This is a genomic window from Cardiobacterium sp. Marseille-Q4385 (assembly GCF_916618745.1).
Classification (GTDB): Bacteria; Pseudomonadota; Gammaproteobacteria; order Cardiobacteriales; family Cardiobacteriaceae; genus Cardiobacterium.
Genome location: NZ_OU745373.1, coordinates 267,948 through 284,060, shown reverse-complemented (window position 1 = coordinate 284,060; position 16,113 = coordinate 267,948). Strand labels below are relative to the sequence as shown.

17 protein-coding genes are annotated in these 16,113 nt (G+C 60.2%); 5 read left to right on the top strand and 12 right to left on the bottom strand.

The window, feature by feature from the left end; translation table 11 throughout:
- Positions 1-56: 56 nt before the first annotated feature.
- The 9 genes from ruvB to LG374_RS01340 form a co-directional block, all read right to left on the bottom strand.
- A complete protein-coding gene (gene ruvB, locus LG374_RS01380; RefSeq protein WP_298049421.1) occupies positions 57-1,067 on the bottom strand; it encodes a Holliday junction branch migration DNA helicase RuvB in 1,011 nt (336 codons plus the stop codon).
- 5 nt (positions 1,068-1,072) lie between these two features.
- Positions 1,073-1,672: a Holliday junction branch migration protein RuvA gene (gene ruvA / locus LG374_RS01375; RefSeq protein WP_225756027.1), complete on the bottom strand. Its 600-nt coding sequence runs from the start codon at positions 1,670-1,672 to the stop codon at positions 1,073-1,075.
- 4 nt (positions 1,673-1,676) lie between these two features.
- A complete protein-coding gene (locus LG374_RS01370) occupies positions 1,677-2,027 on the bottom strand; it encodes a VOC family protein (protein ID WP_225756026.1) in 351 nt (116 codons plus the stop codon).
- Complete coding sequence (locus LG374_RS01365; RefSeq protein WP_225756025.1) at positions 2,024-2,425, bottom strand: hypothetical protein; 402 nt, start codon at positions 2,423-2,425, stop codon at positions 2,024-2,026. The genes LG374_RS01370 and LG374_RS01365 overlap by 4 nt, the downstream gene beginning before the upstream one ends.
- A gap of 2 nt (positions 2,426-2,427) precedes the next feature.
- A complete protein-coding gene (gene ruvC / locus LG374_RS01360; protein WP_225756024.1) occupies positions 2,428-2,949 on the bottom strand; it encodes a crossover junction endodeoxyribonuclease RuvC in 522 nt (173 codons plus the stop codon).
- A complete protein-coding gene (locus LG374_RS01355; protein ID WP_225756023.1) occupies positions 2,950-3,684 on the bottom strand; it encodes a YebC/PmpR family DNA-binding transcriptional regulator in 735 nt (244 codons plus the stop codon). It abuts the gene before it with no gap.
- Between the two features lie 50 nt (positions 3,685-3,734).
- Positions 3,735-4,709 carry a DMT family transporter gene (locus LG374_RS01350; protein ID WP_225756022.1) on the bottom strand — a complete coding sequence of 325 codons (975 nt, stop codon included), beginning with the start codon at positions 4,707-4,709 and terminating at the stop codon, positions 3,735-3,737.
- A gap of 285 nt (positions 4,710-4,994) precedes the next feature.
- Positions 4,995-5,336, bottom strand: coding sequence for a hypothetical protein (locus LG374_RS01345; RefSeq protein WP_225756021.1), 342 nt, complete (start codon positions 5,334-5,336; stop codon positions 4,995-4,997).
- A gap of 4 nt (positions 5,337-5,340) precedes the next feature.
- A complete protein-coding gene (locus LG374_RS01340) occupies positions 5,341-7,098 on the bottom strand; it encodes a chorismate-binding protein (RefSeq protein ID WP_225756020.1) in 1,758 nt (585 codons plus the stop codon).
- 157 nt (positions 7,099-7,255) lie between these two features.
- Here LG374_RS01340 and LG374_RS01335 point away from each other — a divergent pair, with 157 nt between their 5' ends.
- Positions 7,256-8,134: a DUF2167 domain-containing protein gene (locus LG374_RS01335; RefSeq protein ID WP_225756019.1), complete on the top strand. Its 879-nt coding sequence runs from the start codon at positions 7,256-7,258 to the stop codon at positions 8,132-8,134.
- A gap of 155 nt (positions 8,135-8,289) precedes the next feature.
- Here the strand turns inward: LG374_RS01335 and trmA are convergent, their stop codons facing one another.
- On the bottom strand, positions 8,290-9,357 hold the full coding sequence (trmA, locus tag LG374_RS01330) for a tRNA (uridine(54)-C5)-methyltransferase TrmA (RefSeq protein WP_225756018.1): 1,068 nt from the start codon (positions 9,355-9,357) through the stop codon (positions 8,290-8,292).
- Between the two features lie 24 nt (positions 9,358-9,381).
- On the opposite strand from trmA, the gene LG374_RS01325 reads away from it, so the two are divergent.
- Positions 9,382-9,900 carry a hypothetical protein gene (locus LG374_RS01325; RefSeq protein WP_225756017.1) on the top strand — a complete coding sequence of 173 codons (519 nt, stop codon included), beginning with the start codon at positions 9,382-9,384 and terminating at the stop codon, positions 9,898-9,900.
- A 61-nt stretch (positions 9,901-9,961) separates the two neighbouring features.
- Here LG374_RS01325 and recJ read toward each other — a convergent pair whose 3' ends face one another.
- Both recJ and LG374_RS01315 read right to left on the bottom strand, forming a co-directional pair.
- Entirely contained in the window at positions 9,962-11,635 is a 1,674-nt protein-coding gene (gene recJ / locus LG374_RS01320; protein WP_225756016.1) for a single-stranded-DNA-specific exonuclease RecJ, read from the bottom strand.
- Positions 11,636-11,766: 131 nt separating this feature from the next.
- Complete coding sequence (locus LG374_RS01315) at positions 11,767-13,077, bottom strand: homoserine dehydrogenase (RefSeq protein ID WP_225756015.1); 1,311 nt, start codon at positions 13,075-13,077, stop codon at positions 11,767-11,769.
- 169 nt (positions 13,078-13,246) lie between these two features.
- Here LG374_RS01315 and LG374_RS01310 point away from each other — a divergent pair, with 169 nt between their 5' ends.
- The 3 genes from LG374_RS01310 (at position 13,247) to greA (ending at position 16,072) form a co-directional block, all read left to right on the top strand.
- The gene (locus LG374_RS01310; protein ID WP_225756014.1) at positions 13,247-14,839 is read left to right on the top strand and encodes a sodium:alanine symporter family protein; all 1,593 of its coding nucleotides are present in this window, start codon (positions 13,247-13,249) and stop codon (positions 14,837-14,839) included.
- A 35-nt stretch (positions 14,840-14,874) separates the two neighbouring features.
- On the top strand, positions 14,875-15,414 hold the full coding sequence (locus tag LG374_RS01305; protein WP_225756013.1) for a hypothetical protein: 540 nt from the start codon (positions 14,875-14,877) through the stop codon (positions 15,412-15,414).
- 175 nt (positions 15,415-15,589) lie between these two features.
- On the top strand, positions 15,590-16,072 hold the full coding sequence (greA, locus tag LG374_RS01300; RefSeq protein ID WP_225756012.1) for a transcription elongation factor GreA: 483 nt from the start codon (positions 15,590-15,592) through the stop codon (positions 16,070-16,072).
- The last annotated feature ends 41 nt before the right edge of the window (positions 16,073-16,113 follow it).

The following is a 16,113-nucleotide window of genomic DNA, read 5'->3' as shown; positions in this document are numbered from 1 at the left end:
GGTTGGATGAGCGAGGGATTGCGGTAGTGTAACGTAAGGACTTTGCAGGGTGTGCGTTACGGTTTGGGCATTTCTCTGCCGAGGTGGGCGTAGGCGCGGGCGGTAGCGACGCGGCCGCGCGGGGTGCGTTGCAGGTAGCCCTGCTGGATGAGGTAGGGTTCGACGACGTCTTCGAGAGTGCCACGTTCTTCGCCGATGCTGGCGGCGAGGGTATCGAGGCCGACCGGTCCGCCCGCGAAGTGGTCGATGATGATGGTGAGCAGGCGGCGGTCGAGATTGTCGAAACCGAGGCCGTCGATGGCGAGCAGCGACAGGGCTTCGTCGGCAATGGTGCGGGTGATGACGCCGCTGCCGCGCACGTCGGCGTAGTCGCGCACACGGCGCAGGAGGCGGTTGGCGATGCGCGGGGTGCCGCGCGCGCGTTTGCCGATTTCCACCGCGCCTTCGTCTTCCATTTTCACGCCGAGCAGGTGGCCGGCGCGCAGCACGACTTCGGTCAGCTCGCTTTCGCTGTAAAACTGCAGGTGCTGGGTGATGCCGAAGCGGTCGCGCAGCGGTGCACTGAGCAGGCCGCTGCGGGTGGTCGCGCCGACGAGGGTGAAGGGTTTGATCGGCAGGATGATGGAGCGCGCCGCCGGACCTTCGCCGATCATGATGTCGATGCGGTAGTCTTCCATCGCCGAGTAGAGGACTTCTTCAACGGCGGGGGAGAGGCGGTGGATTTCGTCGATAAAGAGGACGTCGTGGCTTTCGAGGTTGGTCAGCATCGCCGCAAGGTCACCGCCTTTGTCGAGGATGGGACCGGATGTCTGGCGCAGGTTTACCCCCAGTTCGGCGGCTATGATGTTTGCCATTGTGGTTTTGCCGAGGCCGGGCGGGCCAAAGAGCAGGACGTGATCCAGTGCCTCGCCGCGCGCGAGTGCCGCTTCGATGAAGATGGTCATTTGGGCTTTCAGCGCGCTTTGTCCGATGTATTCGGCGAGGCGTTTGGGGCGGACGGCGCGTTCGACGGCCTGTTCGTCGTTACCCTGGCTAGCGCCGTGGATAAGGCGGTCGGATTCGATCATGGCTTTCATGGTTTGCCGGTGAATTTGAGTTGCAGGGCGCGGCGGATGAGGGTGTCGGTATCGGCGTCGTCATCACCGCCGACGCGTTCGATGAGTTGCGCCGCCTCACTAGGTTTGTAGCCGAGGGCGACGAGGGCTTCTTCGGCGTCCAGCTTGGCGGACGCGGGGCGGATGATGCCCTGGCTGCTGGCCACGCCGACTGGCAGGCGGGCGACGCGGTCGTTCAGTTCGATGAGCAGGCGTTCGGCGGTTTTTTTACCGACGCCGGGCAGTTTTATCAGTGCCGCGCTGTCCTGGTTGCGCACGATTTGCGTCAGCATATCAACGTCAAAGCCGGAGAGGATGAGCAGGGCGATTTTCGGACCGACGCCGCTGACGCGGATCATTTCGCGGAACCAACCGCGCTGTTGCAGGGTGAGGAAGCCATAGAGGTAGTGGCCGTCATCGCGCACGGCATGATGCACGAACAGCGCCGCTTCCTGCCCTTCGTGGACGCGTTCCAGGACCGCAAGCGGCACGGAGACTTCATAGCCGACGCCGCCGGTTTCGATGATGATTTGTCCGGCCTGTTTGAGCAGAACCGTGCCGCGCAGGTAAGCGATCATGGTGTTATCCGATGACTTGTGCCAAGGAAATTCTGTTGCCGTCCGGGTCGTGCAGGTCGCAGCACAGAACGACCTCCCAATCGACAATGTCGCCAGCGGCAATTCCCGCCGTCAGCAAGGCCGCACGACAGGCAGCAACATCATTCACGCCGATAACGACGGCAGCGGGATGGGCAGCGCCTTCGCTGGCATCCAGTTGCAGCCAGGCATTGTCTGCAATGCGCCATTCCGCCATGCCCTCCATTGGCACTTCATCCGGCTCGCCCAGCCAGGCGCCATACCAAGCCAGCGCGGCGGCATAGTCGGATACTTTAATCACGGAAATCAGGCTGTTCGTGGGAAAGAGCTTTTTCATGCGTTTCTCAATAGGTCGTAGTTGTTGAAGATGGATTCAACCAGCGCGGCAACATCATCAGCGGCAAAGTGGGCATGGCCGACGCCGATCAGCTGACTGAGCACGTCATCCGGGTCAACGGGGGCAACATCAGCGGTGGTGACAAAATCCTGCCGTGCACGGGCAACCATACCTTGCACATACGTCGCCCCCGCCCCCAGAGCGACGAATTTATTCGTCACATAGGCATCAATGGCATCCGCATCCATCAGGCATACCAGCCGGCCAAAGCCGAAACAGTAGCCATAAAACGTAAAACCCGCCACCTGAAAAAGCAGCTCATCCTGCATATCCCAGCGCGGGTCGGCGGTGATAGCGGCCAAGAGACGGTCCGCCTTGTCATAAAAAGCCTTTTCCATGCCTATTCCCAGGCAGCGAGCAGACCCGCCTGCTGTTGCCGCCGTTGCGTTTGCAGATGATGCGCGTGGGTGAGGGCGACGGCGAGGGCGTCGGCGGCATCGCTTTGAATCACGCCGCTGCGGTTCAGCAGCATCTTCACCATATGCTGCACCTGCGCCTTTTCCGCACCGCCCTTGCCGACCACCGCCTGCTTGATGCTTTTTGCCGCATACTCGGCGACGGGCAACTGCGCCAGCACCGCTGCGCAAATGGCAACGCCGCGTGCCTGCCCCAGTTTCAGCGCTGAGTTCGGATTCTTGTGCACAAAAATCGCCTCAATCGCAAACTCCTGCGGGCGGTACATGCGGATCAGCTCGCTGATACCCTGATGAATCATCATCAGGCGCAGCGGCATCGCTTCATCCGCGAGGCGGATACAGCCACTATCGACATAGCGCACCTCCTGCCCCGTGACATCAATAATGCCGTAACCGGTGACGCGCGAGCCGGGGTCAGTGCCGAGAATGCGACGGGTAACAGCCATCTAGCCGGCAAAATCTTCAGGAAAATCGGCGTTGGTATAGACGCTTTGCACATCGTCCAGTTCTTCCAGCCGCTCGATCATGCGCATCACCTTGTCGGCGTCCTCGGCGGAGACGGGCGAAAGATTATCGGCGCGCATCGTCACCTCGCTCTCATCCGGGGTATAACCGGCAGCGACCAGCGCGTCATACACCGCCGCATAATTATCCGGCGACGTCAGCACCTCGGCGCCGTTCTCATCGACTTCCAAATCATCTGCGCCCGCATCCAGTGCCACTTCCATGAAAGCGTCCTCATTCTCGACCTTCTCGAAAAAGAGCACACCGCGCTCGGTGAACTGGAAAGCGACCGAGCCGGAGGTGCCGAGATTGCCGCCTGCCTTGGTGAAAGCATGACGCACCTCGCCGACCGTGCGGTTCTTGTTATCCGTCAAACAGTCAACCATCACCGCGACGCCGCCCGGGCCGTAACCCTCATAACGAATCTCCTCCATCTGCGCGCCGCCGAGTTCGCCCGCGCCGCGCTTGATGGCGCGATCCATCGTGTCTTTCGACATATTCTCGGCCTGCGCCTTGGTGATCGCGAGACGCAGACGCGGATTACTGCCGGGATCCGAACCGCCATGACGCGCGGCAATCGTCAACTCGCGAATCAGACGGGTGAATACCTTGCCGCGTTTGGCATCTTCCTTTGCCTTCTTGTGCTTGATATTCGCCCATTTACTATGACCGGCCATAAAAATCCTCCAATAAAAAACAGAATAAAAGAAACAGAAAGGCGCGCATTCTAGCTTTCAGGCAATAACCCGCGCAAACGCGCCGCGCCCCACTCCGAAGCGAAAATGCCCGCTGCGACCAGCACAAGCGCGACCAGCACATAACCGCCCAGGCGCTCATCGGCAAACACCGTCACCCCGACCAGCGCGCCAAACACCGGCAGCAAATTCATGGTGAGTGCTGCCCGTCCCGCGCCGATGGCAATCACGCTCTCCATATAAAACAACTTCGACAAAATCGCGATAAACACCGCCACATAGACGAGCAGCAGCCACGCCTGCCACACGGGCAGATGAAAACCGTGCGTAAGCCCTTCCCAAAAGAAAAACGGCGCGGACACTACCACCGCTGCGACGCACATCGCCCAGAGCAAACTTGCCCAATGCACCGCCGGGGCGCGACGCAGTGCCAGCGAATAACCAGCATAAATCGCCGACGTGACCAGCGCCAGCGCATCGCCTTGGGCCAGCCCCGTATCCAGCAGCGCGCGCGGATTACCCTTGCTTACCACCCAGACCACGCCGACAAACGACAGCGCCACTCCCAGCCATTGCAGCGGATGCGCCCGTCCGCGCAGACAAAAGACCTCGACCAGCAGCACCATCACCGGAATCAGGGCGGTGATAATCGACACATTGACTACCGACGCGCCGCGCGCAAACGCGCTGTACAACACAATATTAAAAAGCGCGAAACCGCTGCCGCCGACGACCAGCAACCACCCCGCCCGCTGCCTGAGCACGGGCAAATCATGCCGAATCCGCGCACGGAACAGCCACGACAACAACGCCGCTGCCAGCACCCAGCGCCAGAAAGTGAACTCATACGGCGTCAGCCACGTCTTGCCGAGCTTGCCGGTGACATTACTCGTCGCCCAAAAAAGCGGCGCCAAAAAAAGCATGACATACGGATGCGGCAGGCCGTTTGCCTGCCAAAAACGAAAAGACACGAGAAAACCCCCACAAGAAAAAAACGGCGGAATCATACCAAGCCCGCCCTGCCAGAAAAATCCGGTTGTGCAGTGGCAGTACAAGGGGATTATTAAGCAGCTATGCACCGCTCGCTCGCGCTATAGTTAAACATCTAAGAAATCGTAACGGCGTTGCGCCGCCTTGCCGTACTACCTGTACTGTCTGCGGCGGCGCGCCTTGTTACGCTTTTTTATCTATTTAACTATATGGCAGAGCGAGAAATGCAGAGACGTTGCTGCAACATCTCCAAAATCAAGAAACCCCGGTATTTATCCCGCTTGGGTGCCCGGTCGTTCGTGTTACCCCCATTGCCAGATAAAGCCCGCTATCAGTCCACCACTGCCCAGCAGGAGGGCGATGAGCAGTAACGTGGTTTCGCGCAGACTGAGTTTGCGTTCTTCGGGATGGCGCAGATGCCAGACAGGGAAGGGCCAGCTGCATATGTTCAGCGTCAGCAGTAAGCCGTAGTCGCCGCTGTCAAAGTCGAGAAGCGCTCGCCCGGTGTGGTGGTGCTGTGCCAGCAACAGAGCGGTGAGGAGCAGGTTCAGTAGCGGGATGATGAGGCAGGCACGGCGTGGAGTAGAGCGGGCGACGAGACGGCCGCCGCTGTAAAAAGCGGTGAGGAAGAAAAGATCGGCCATGGTTTTATACCTGGATAACGCGGTTCACCCGCATGATGCCGCGCAGGCTGTTGCAGAGGATGATGGCCTCAGCGCGGGCGAGGTCAGCGGTGGTGAGGACGCGTTCGCGGAGCGTTCCGCCGCCAAGCGGTTGCGGGTCGGCCAGGAGGCGGGCGCGTTGGATGCCAGGCAGGATGTCGGCGGCAAGCGGCGGGGTGTACCAGGCGCCGTCGAGACGCAGGATGAGGCTGCTGCGGGTGCCTTCGAGCAGTTCGCCGCGTGTGTTGCTGAGGATGGCATCGAAGGCATTGTGCGTGGTGGCGTAGGCAAGGGCACGGTCGTTCACGACGCGGTGGCTGGTTTTATGGCGGCGCAGCAGGTCGCGCACGGGCAGCGTTTCGGGATAGAGGCAGCAGGCGACGGTAGCAGGTGGTTCGTCCAGCGGATGCGTTTCGATGTGGTGGCGGCCATCAGGATGCAGGGTGATTTTCAAGCGGCGCAGACCGCGTCCGTTCGCGAGGTGGTGGATAACGGTGGCTTGGATGGCGGCGGTGTCGCAGGGGATAGCGAAGGTGGCGGCACTGGCGGCAAGGCGTGCGAGGTGTTCGGCAAAAAACAGCGCCTGTTTGCCTTCGATGCGCAGAGTTTCAAAGAGGGTGAAGTCGGGCGGGGCGTGCAGGAAGGCGGCCTTGGTTTGGCATTCGCGGTATTCGTCGGCGGCGTCGCTCTGGATGGTGATGCCGCCGCCAACGCCGAAGGTGGCCGTACCGTCATGCAGGGTGAGGGTGCGGATGGCGACGTTCAGGCGCAGGCGGTCGCGTTCGACGTAGCCGAGGGCGCCGGTGTAGATGTCGCGCGGGCTGCTTTCGAAGCGGTGGATGAGGCACATGGTGTTGTGTTTCGGCGCGCCGGTGATGGAGCCGCAGGGGAAGGTGGCGCGCAGGATGGCGGCGGTGCCGGTGCCTTTGCGCAGGCGGGCGTTGACGCGGCTGGTCATTTGCAGGATGCGGCCGTGCCGTTCGACGTGGAAGGGGCATTTGACGCTGACGCCGTAGGGGACGGCGAGGCGGCTCAGGTCGTTACGCAGCAGGTCAACGATCATCAGGTTTTCGGCGCGGTTTTTGGGGTCGGCAGCGAGGGCGGCGGCTGCCGCTGTGTCCGTGGCATCGTCGCCTGTTGCGGGTGCGGTGCCCTTCATCGGCAGGGTGTGCAGCAGGCCGCCGTCGCGGGCGAGGTAGAGTTCGGGTGAGAGGCAGAGGGTATGGCCGTCGTCGGGATGGTAGGCGTAGGCGGCGTAGGGTGCAGGCTGGCGGGCGCGCAGGCGGCGGTAGAGGGCGGCGGGCTGGCCGTAGGCGCTGCCGCGCAGGCGGATGGTGTGGTTGATTTGGTAGCTGTTGCCCGCGCGCAGTTCTTCGTGGATGGCAGCGATGGTTGCGGCGTAGGTGACGGCGTCGCTGTCGGCGTGCAGGTCGGCAAGCCCGGCGGGGGCGCCGTCGTCCTGTGCGGCCAGCCAGGCGTCAATGGCCTCGCCGTGCAAAGGATGCAGTGCGGCGTACCAATCCAATACCAGCGGCGCGGCAGGGGCGTCCAAACCGAGCAGGGCGTGGCCGAATTCGTAGGGGATGCGCAGGGTGGCGTGCAGGCCGTGTGCCCAGCCGTCGGCGAGCAGATCGTCCAGTTCGTCAAGGCGGGCGGCAGGCAGCAGGATGCGGGCGCGGTGGTTCTGGTAGAGACGGGCGCGGTTGGCGCGGGCGTCGTCAAGGAGGATAAAAGTGTCGTTCATGCAGGTATTGTAACGATGGCGTGGCTGATCCGCTTGGCCTGTCAGCCGTTTGCTTATCGGCGGATGTGCAATTGGGATAACCTAATCATGAAGAATCGGTTATAGTTTTTTCCCCGTTTGCGGGGTTTATGTTCAAAGCTTGATAAAGGAATTTTTTATGAAGAAATGGTTGATGATGATAGCCGCCTTTTTTGCCGTTGCCGTGCCGCTCTGGGCGCAGAAAAGTGATGCCGACTTGGAAGCGATGATTATGCAAAAAGCCCAGGCTGGTCCCAAAACGATTGATCTGGGTAGCGAGGCGACGCTGCAATTGCCAGCTAGGCTGCTGTTTATCGATAAGGAGACAGCCAACAAAATTATGGAAGCGCGCGGTGGCGGCGCGGAACCGGGGCGTTACGGCATTATTATCAGTATGGAAGGCTGGATGGCGGATTTGGGCTATGTTGATAGCGGTCATATTAAGGATGACGATGCCCAGGATTTGAAGGCCGACAAGCTGATGTCCATCATGAAGAAAGTGGAAAAGGAAGAGAATAAAAGCCGCCGTGACCGCGGTGTCGCCGAGCTTTATGTGGATGGCTGGGCTCAGGAGCCAAACTATGACAGAGCCAATCACCGCCTGATTTGGGCAATTAAGGTACATTCTGCTGCGGATAATGAGCCGATGATTAATTACAGCATTGTTGCCTTGGGGCGCAAAGGGATGATTACCACCACGCTCGTCCATGGTGCGGATAAATTGGAGGCGGCAAAAACCAGTACTAATGATTTATTGGCTGCTATTACATTCAAGGACGGCAATCGTTACAGCGATTTCAATCCGACTACCGACAAGGTCGCCGAATATGGGCTGACGGCGCTGATTGCTGGCGGTTTGGCCGCGAAGAAATTCGGCCTCTTTGCCATTATCGGTGCCTTTATCCTGAAATTTGCCAAGATATTCGCCATTGCCGGTGTGGCTTTGCTGGTTGGTCTGAAAAAGCTGTTTTCTATCCGCCGCCGCCGCGATGAAGATGATGACGATGACTGGAAATGAAATGGTCTCGGCAAAAAACGGCGGTTATTCCGCCGTTTTTTTATGGTCATCTTTGGCTGCGGTTAGCGGCGCAAACACAGAATCTACCAGGCAGGATAGCCGTGCGGTTTATGGAAGAGGGCAGGGCGACTACCAAAGATACATGTCTGCCCCGCTCAACGTCGCACCAGCAGTACGCCGCTTTCGATGTGTGGGGTGAAGGGGAATTGGTCAAAGAGGGCGCAGGCGCTGATGCGGTGTGTAGCGTCCAGCACGGCGAGATTGGCGGCGAGGGTTTCCGGGTTGCAGGAGATGTAGAGGATGCGCGGAAAGCGGGCGAGCAGGGCGAGGGTTGCGTCATCAACGCCTGCGCGCGGCGGGTCAACAAAGACGGTGTCGAAGTCGTAGGCGGCAAGCGCAATGCCGTCCTGCTGCAAGCGGCGGAAGGGGCGTTCACCGTGCATCGCCTCGCTCAATTCTGCTGCCGAAAGGCGGGCGACGGCAATGTTGCTGCATTCGTTCAGAAGGAGGTTTTCGCGCAGGGCGCGGATGCCGCTCTTGCTTACTTCGGTAGCAAGCACGCGGCGGTAACGCTTCGCGAGCGGCAGGGTGAAGTTGCCGTTGCCGCAGTAAAGTTCGAGCAGGTCGGCGGCCGGATTGCCCGCCTGCTGGCAGGCCCAGGCGAGCATTTGCGCACAGACGGCGGCGTTTGGCTGGCTGAAGCTGTTTTCGTATTGGCGGTAGTGGAAATCCTGCCCACCGACATGGAAGGTTTCCTGCACGAAGTCGCGGCCGAGGATAATTTTCTGTTTGCGGGCGCGGCCGATAAGGCTGACGCTGAGCGCGGCGGCGAGTGTTTGTGCTTCTGCCTGCCAGGCGTCATCCAGCGGGCGGTGATAGACGAGGCTGACCATCACCTCGCCCGTTTGCGCGGCGTGAAATTCGGCCTGAAAGAGACGGTAGCGCAGGACGGGACGCTCGCGGATGGCGGCCATAAGCGGCGTCATCAGGCGGTTGATGGCATCGCAGGCAGGCGGGAAATTGTCGCAGCGGATACGCTCTCCGGCGTTGTTGGTCATGGCAAAGTAGCAGTCATCCCCATCATGCCAGACGCGAAATTCCGCGCGCATCCGGTAGCCCGTTGGCGGCGAGGGATGGACCGCAGGTGGTGGGGCGGCGAAAGGGGCAAGCAGGGCGGCAAGGCGCGCGGTTTTTTCGGCTAACTGGCTTTGGTATGCTGGCATGCGGTTCTTTTCAGGGAGTCTTTGATGCTGAACATTGTATGTTATGTGGGTATTTTCAGCCTGCTTGCCAGCGGGTGCAGTGCGCCGCAGCCTATCCGCCCGCCGTTTACCGCTGAGGCTTCGGCGCAACAGGCGTTTATTGAGTTTGCCGAGAAGTCTGCCGAGCCGCCGGCGCGCAATGTGCTTTTTACCCTGCGGCAGATGGTGCAAAACCGCGAGATCGTGCGCGGCGGCTGCTGGGATTATCTGCATGCGGGTTTCAACCGCGCCGGTATTCCCACCAAGCGGCGACAGACGCTATTTTCCGGCACCCTGCGCGGTGGGCCGTATGCGCCGGCGGAGCTGTTGGAGCCGGGCGACTGGCTGTATTACGTCAACCATTCGTATAACGACATCGAGCACAGCGGTGTGTTTATCGGCTGGACGGATTATGAGCGGCGGCAGGGGCTGATTTTGAGCTACGCTGGCGAGGGCCGGGGCGAGCCGGGACGCTATAAGGTCTATGATTTATCGCATGTGTATCAGGTGATGCGACCGCGTTGATGCGCTGCTTGAAAGCGAAGCCCCTTTCTTGCGGAAAGGGGCTTTTTTCATGGGGAAGTGGTTATAGCGCTTCGGCGTATTGCACGAGCAGGTCAAGGCGTTCGTCGCGGTAGAAGCGGTTCACTTGCAGTTGGTAAACGATGCGCAGGCGGGTGCCGCTTTTGTAATCAGCGGTGTGGAAGAACCATGAGGCGTTATAGATGTTGCCGCTGTCCAGTTCACGCAGGACGAGGCGGGTGTGTGCGCTGCCGAGCAGGCGGCAGTCCAGCACTTCAAAGGGGTTGGCGAAAACGGGTACGGGCAATGCCGCGCCCCAGGGTTCGAGGCGTTCGAGGTAGCGTGCCCAGTCGAGGTTGAGCAGGGTCGCGGGCAGTTCGCCGTCGATATAGACGGGTTCGGGTGGGACGGTCGCGCCGTAGTGTTCGGCAAAGGCGCGGTTGATGGCGGCAATCAGCGCCGGATAGTGTTCGCGCTGCACGGAGAGTCCGGCGGCAGCGGCATGGCCGCCGTAGCGCAGGGCGGCAGGTGGCAGGTCGCGCGCGGCACTGTCCAGGAGCGGCACCAGCGGCACGGCACTGACGGAGCGCAGCGAGGCTTTGATCCAGCCGGTTTCGCCGCTGTCGGTGGCGACCAGTGCCGGGCGGGCGAAACGGCTTTTCAGGCGGGCGGCAAGGATGCCGATGATGCCTTCGTGCCAGGCGGGATCGTAGGCAGCGGCAAGCGGCAGCGCCGGCGAGACTTGTCGCGCGGCTTCTTGTACGGCTTCGTTTTCCAGCGCTTTGCGGTCGCGGTTCAGGTCGTCGCATTGTTGCGCGTAGTCGAGTGCGGTCTGGCGCTCTTCAGCGAGGAGCAGGGCGACGCCATCGGCCATGTCGCCAAGGCGGCCGAGTGCGTTCAGGCGCGGGGCGAGGGAAAAGGCGATGTCTTGCGCGGTGAGGCGGGCGGGGTCGAGGTTGGCGACCGCCATCAGGGCGTTGATGCCGGTATTGGCGTGACCACTGCGGATACGGGCGAGGCCGTGGTTGACGAGGATGCGGTTGTTGTAGTCGAGCGGGACGAGGTCGGCTACGGTACCGAGGGCGACGAGGTCAAGGTAGTCAGAGAGGCGCAGGGTATCCGGCCAGCGGTTCTCCGCAAGCAGGCGGCTGCGCAGGGCGAGCAGCAGGTAGAAGGCGACGCCGACGCCGGCGAGGTGTTTGCCGGCAAAGGGGCAGTCGCGCCGGTTTGGGTTAACGATGGCGTTCGCAGGCGGCAGGGTTTCACCGGGCAGGTGGTGGTCGGTGACGACGACGTCGATGCCGTGCGCACGGGCAGCGGTGATGGCATCGTGGCTCTGGATGCCGTTGTCCACGGTAAGGATAAGGCGCGTTGCATCAGGCAGGTCGGCGAGTCCGGCGAGGCTGAAGCCGTAGCCGTGCACGCTGCGGTTGGGGATGAACCAGGCAACATCCGCGCCGAGTTGGCGCAGGACGCGCACGGTGAGCGCGGTCGCCGTCGCGCCGTCCACGTCGTAGTCGCCATAGACGAGGATGGGCTCGCGGTCGCGGATAGCGTGGTTGAGGCGGTCAAGCGCGGCGTCGAGGCCGGTGAGGTTGTCCGGCGGCAGCAGGTGTTGCAGGCGTTTTTCGATTTCGTCGTGATGGTTGAGGCGGCCGGCGTAGATGTTTTTCACGAGCGGGTGCCAGTCGGCGGGCAGCGCGGCGGTGTCGATGCGCAGGGGGCGGGGGGTGATCATGGGGTGTGTGCTGTGGTCTTTTCAGCGCGAGGCGAATGCGGTCGTTAGGCGTAGGTGATGGCAGGCGAGAGCGATAAGCCCCATCGCCCTACGGCATTTTCCCCCGCAAGCGGGGGAAGGAAGGCTTTGTGTTATTCGAAGTTTTCGACACGGATGCGTTTGACGGCACCCGATACGGCGGGCAGGGCGGCGAGTTGTGCGCAGGCGGCGTTCATCTCGGCTTCGCGGACTTTTTCGGTGAGTAGCACCAGCGGGATATGACCGTTGTGTTTGTGGCGGTTTTTCTGGCTGACGGAGTTGATGGAGATGCCGTTGTCCGCGAGGATACGGGTGATGTCGGCGAGAACGCCGGCACGGTCGGCAACGGTCAGGCGCAGGTAGTAGGCGCTGTTGAAATCTTCGGGCGGCAGCACGGGCAGGGTGTTGCGATCCAGCACCTGGCTGTAGCCGAATTCGGCGAGGCGGTCTTCGCCTTTGAGGTTGAGTTCGCGCACGACATCGATAAGGTCGGCGACAACGGCCGAGGCGGTTGGCAGTTTGCCCGCGCCGGGGCCGTAGTAAAGGCTGTTGCCGATGGCGTTGCCCTGGATTTGCACGGCGTTCATCACGCCGTTCACGCTCGCTATTAGCGCGTCTTGCGGTACGAGGGTCGGGTGAACGCGGATTTCCACGCCGTTATCGCGGCGCACGGCAAGGCCGAGGTGTTTGATGCTGTAGCCAAGTTCGGCGGCGTCCTGGATGTCGTCCGGGGTGAGGGCGTCGATGCCTTCGATGTGGACGCTGTCGAATTGCAGCGGGATGCCAAAGGCCAGCGAGGCGAGGATGGTGATTTTATGCGCAGCGTCGGTGCCGTTGATATCAAAGGACGGGTCGGCTTCGGCGTAACCCAGTGCCTGCGCTTCTTTGAGCACGTCAGCGAAGTCGCGCCCTTTTTGCGCCATTTCACTCAAGATGTAGTTGCTGGTGCCGTTGATGATGCCGGCGACGCGTTTGACTTCGTTACCGCTCATGCCTTCGCGCAGGATTTTGATGACCGGGATACCACCTGCAACCGCTGCTTCAAAGGTAAGTTCCAACCCTTTTTTGCGGGCCAGGGCGAAGAGGGCATCGCCGTGGCGGGCGATGAGGGCTTTGTTGGCGGTGATGACGTGTTTGTCGTGTTCGAGGGCGGTTTTGATGATTTCAAAGGCGGGATGTTCGCCGCCAGCCAGCTCGATAACGATGCCGATATCCGGATCGCTAGCGATGGCAAAGGGGTCGGTGTCGCAGGCAAAGGGCAGGGCGCTGGTGTCGATGCCTTGCCAGCTGCGTTTCGCGACGCGTTTGACTTGTAACTGGTAGCCGCTGCGCCGCTCGATTTCGCGGGCGTTGCGGGCGAGGACTTCGACCACGCCTTGTCCGACGGTGCCGTATCCGATGATGCCGATGGCCACGGTTTTCACGTTTTTCTGCCTTGTTTCAATGAGGTAAGGCGGGGCAGTATAAGGCGGGCTTGTGGCCTGTCAATACGACCTCAGGCAGCGGTAACCCAGGCTTTTTTGTGGATATTTGAGCATTCTGTGCTAGATTGCCTTGCCGCACGTCGCGGCCATCATCCAAGAGGTACTCGGTATGCACGCTTCCTCCCTTGAATCTGCCGTTTCCTGGCTGAACGGTATCATCTGGAACCCCGCTTTTATCTGGCTGATTCTAGCTGTTGGGTTGTTTTATTCCATCATGACCCGCTTCGTGCAGGTGCGGCATCTCGGTGAGATGTGCCGCTTGCTGCTGAAATCCGGCGGGCAGTCCGAGCATGGCATTTCTTCGTTTCAGGCGATGACGGTGTCGCTCTCCGGCCGTGTCGGTATCGGTAACATCGCCGGTGTTGCCGCCGCTATCGGTTTCGGTGGGCCGGGCGCCGTGTTTTGGATGTGGCTTGGCGCTTTTTTCGGCGCGGCCACCGCTTATGTGGAATCCACCCTGGCGCAGATTTATAAGTCGCGTGATCCGGAAACCGGGCAGCATCTTGGCGGTCCCGCTTATTATTTCGAGCGCTGCCTCGGCTGGAAGTGGTACGGCATCGTGTTCGCCATCTCCGCCGTCATTTCTTGCGGTATTTTCCTGCTCGGCCCGCAGGCCAACGGTATGGCCAACGCCGTGGTGCAGGTCATCGGTGAAGGCACTGTCGTCAATAGTGGCATCGCCGGTGAAATCGGCATCTATCGCCTGACGGCCACCGCATTCACCCTGCTTTTGCTCGGCTTCATCATCTTCGGCGGCATCAAGCGTATCGCTAACTTCGCGGAAGTGGTGGTACCGTTTATGGCCATTGCCTATATTGGCCTTGCCCTGATTATCGTCGCTATCAATATCACCCATGTACCGGAGCTTATCGCCCTGATCATCGGCGATGCATTCAGCCCGCAGGCGGGCTTTGGTGCCGCCATCGGCTGGGGCGTGAAGCGTGGTATTTATTCCAACGAAGCCGGACAAGGCACTGGCGCGCATCCCGCCGCCGCTGCCGATGTTGAACATCCCGTGCAGCAGGGGCTGATTCAGGCGTTTTCCGTCTATATCACCACGCTCCTGGTCTGCTCCGCGACCGCACTGGTCATCCTCATGACCAAACAATACAACGTTGTCGCCGATCAAACCTTTGCTGGCGCCGGCACGCAATATATCGCTTCCTATCTGCAAGATGCGGCAGGCGCAGTCATTCATGCCGATCCGAACTCGCCGGCTTTCACGCAAATCGGCATGGAAAGTGTCTTTGGCAAGATCGGGCCGGTACTGGTTGCCATCGCCATTTTCTTCTTTGCCTTCACCTCCATCCTCGCCTATTACTACATCGCCGAGACCAATATCATCTACCTCGCGCAAAAACTGGGGCTGCGCCACAACGCCACCCTGGTGGTAAAAATCAGCGCCATGTTGGCGGTGGGCTATGGCTCCATCAACAGTGCGGGCTATATCTGGAATATCGGCGAAATCGGCGTGGGCATGACCACCTGGCTGAACATCATCGGCATGCTCATTATCTTCCTTACTGTTGGCCGCCCGACCATTGTCGCCTTGCGCGACTACGAGCGGCAGCAGAAAGCGAACCTGCCCGTCTATACCTTCGACCCGCAGGCGCTCGGTATCAAGGGGGCAACCTTCTGGGAAGAAAAACTGCAACGGCAGCAAGAAGACAAAGCGGTGCAACCACCGCCGGGCGACCTATAATGCGCGTCATCATGACCGCATCATCAGAGAACCCCATGCAAGACAAGGAAATCGACAACCCGTTTGTTCCCGCCTGGCAACTGCTCCAGCAGGAAATCAATCCCGCCGTGGTAGTGCAAGCCGCTGCTACGGCGGAAGAATACAGGGAAGCCGTCTACACCCAAGCGGAATACGACAAGCTCTATCGTCAGTACCTGGAACAGAAAGCACGCGCTGACGCGTTGCAGGATAGCTTCTTTGCAAGCGCCGATGTCATGTACGAAATGCTGGCCTATCTCAACGCTGCCCGTCTTTTTGATGGTAAAGAACCCGTGATGGCCAGCGACATCAACGCCATCGTCGAAGACAATCCTATCCTGAACGAACTGTGCAACGACCTGCGCCAGGCGAGTATCCAGTCCGGCATCGGCATTGTCAGCGAATTGGCCGCCTCGCAAGAAAACCTGCGACAGAAAGTCATGCAGGCGTGGAAAATCCGGATGCGCAACAGCAGCGAGCGCAAGCGCATCAAAAACCAGCTCTTTCACCGTCCGAAAGAAGGCAAGCGCGGCAACGACGAGGCATTATTCGAGTGAGAAAAAACAGCAGGCAGAAAAGAACGTAATCCAGTAAAATACGTCCCATAGAAAGCCTTGCAGCCGCAAGGCTTTTTCTTATATCCATCCCCGCCGTTTCTTTTGTATCTCGCCGCATGCACCCGCTGCGGTGAGGCGTCAGAACATCCGGCATTTACGATTAACAGAGGAAGACATGGTAGCCAAGATCCCCATGACCAAAAAAGGCGAGCAGGCATTGCGCGCCGAACTTGAAAAACTGAAAAGCGAAGACCGCCCGCGCGTCATCGAAGCGATTGCCGAAGCGCGTGAACACGGTGATTTGAAAGAAAACGCCGAATACCACGCTGCCCGCGAACAGCAGGGTTTCATCGAAGGGCGCATCCGCGAACTTGAACACAAACTGAGCCACGCGAACGTTATTGACGTGACCACCCTGCCGCAGAACGGCAAAGTCGTCTTCGGCACCACCGTCGAACTCGAAGACGCCGACAGCGGCGAAGAAATGACCTATAAAATCGTTGGTGAAGACGAAGCAGACATCAAGAGCGGCCTGCTCTCAAACACATCGCCGATAGCTCGTGCCCTGCTCGGCAAAGAAGAAGGCGAGACCGTGGAAGTTACCATCCCCGGCGGGCGCAAGATGCTGGAAATTGTCACCGTGCGTTACGAAGCCTAGCGGTTACGACATTCATATGACCCCGCTGGGGCCGTAAAAAT